The sequence below is a fragment of the Pseudomonas sp. 21615526 genome (assembly GCF_013386245.1).
GTDB lineage: Bacteria > Pseudomonadota > Gammaproteobacteria > Pseudomonadales > Pseudomonadaceae > Aquipseudomonas.
In genome coordinates this window covers 1-1,246 of record NZ_JACAOM010000209.1, presented here as the reverse complement: position 1 = coordinate 1,246, position 1,246 = coordinate 1, and the positions used below count along the sequence as shown (strand labels likewise).

General features: G+C 66.1%; 2 protein-coding genes. Both read right to left on the bottom strand.

What is annotated here, in order from left to right; all coding sequences use genetic code 11:
• Positions 1-627, bottom strand: a 627-nt coding sequence (locus HX786_RS31110) for a cytochrome c biogenesis CcdA family protein (RefSeq protein WP_306172585.1), incomplete at its 3' end; no start/stop codon positions are given.
• 29 nt (positions 628-656) lie between these two features.
• Positions 657-1,169, bottom strand: a complete 513-nt coding sequence (msrB, locus tag HX786_RS31105; RefSeq protein ID WP_003217084.1) for a peptide-methionine (R)-S-oxide reductase MsrB — start codon at positions 1,167-1,169, stop codon at positions 657-659.
• Positions 1,170-1,246 lie beyond the last annotated feature (77 nt).

The window sequence follows — 1,246 nt, the reverse complement described above, 5'->3', positions numbered from 1 at the left end:
GGCCGCCACACCGGCCAACATCAGGGCGCCGAGACCACGACGCAGCCATTCACCAGCGCCCAGCGAACGCTTCATGAAACCGAAGACTTTACCGCCGACCAGTAGCGCCAAGGCCAGGGAGGTGGCAGCCCCTGCCGCGTAGGCCAGCAAGAGCAAGGTAGTGCCGATACTGGCGCCCTGCAGCGCGGCGCCCGTCAGCACCAGCCCGAGGATGGGCCCGGCGCACGGCGCCCACAGCAGCCCGGTGGCCACGCCGATCAGGAACGATGCGCCCGGACGCGGCCGCGAATCGGCCCCGGCGGCTTCCGACAGGCGACTGCCCGCGGCCACCAGCGGCCGGGTCAGGCGCTCGGACAGGCTTGGCAGCAGCAGCGTCAGCCCGAATAGCGCAACAAACAGCAACGCGAGCCAGCGACCGTACTGATTGACTTGCACCACCCAACCGCCGCCCACCGCCGCGAGCGAGGCGACCAGGGCGAAGGTCATCGCCATCCCCAGCAGCAGCGGCAAGCCACTGCGCAAAAACGGCTGCCCGGTGCGAGCGAAGACAAAAGGCAGAACCGGCAGGATGCAGGGACTGACAATCGTCAGCACGCCGCCCAGATATGCGAGAACCAAAAGCCACATGGGGTAGACCCTTATAGGAAGACATTGAATTAAGTCGCGGTGAACGTCATGGCTGCGCCGTTCATGCAGTAGCGCAGGCCGGTGGGTGCCGGGCCGTCATCGAACACGTGGCCCTGATGACCGCCGCAGCGGCGGCAGTGGATTTCCTTGCGTACCACGCCGAAGGAGGTGTCGACGTGGCTGGCCACGGCGTTTTCCAGGGGTTGCCAGAAGCTGGGCCAGCCGGTGTGGCTTTCGAATTTGGTGGCTGAGGCGTACAGGGGCAACGCGCAACCGGCGCAGGCGAAGGTGCCGTTGCGGTGTTCGCTGTTGAGGGCGCTGCTGTAGGGGCGTTCGGTGCCCTCCTCCCGCAGGATCGCGTACTGCTCGGCGGTCAGCAGGGTGCGCCATTCGGCGTCGGTGTGGCTGACTTCGAAATGTTCGGCGGCTTCGGCTTCGGCGATCAGGGCGGGACCGGCGTTGATTTTTTGCAGCAGGCCACCGGCGATTACCGCGAGGCCGAGGCCGCCGCCGGCGAGCAGGATCTGTCGACGTGAATACATGAGTTGCTCCTCACACAAGTGCGGATGGCTGGCGAAGCCCCTATGGCTGATAAACAAACTGTGGCGAGGGAGCTTGC

Excerpts from the sequence above, each read along its gene's own strand:
- msrB (WP_003217084.1), bottom strand. The coding sequence starts at position 1,169 with ATGTATTCACGTCGACAGATCCTGCTCGCCGGCGGCGGCCTCGGCCTC.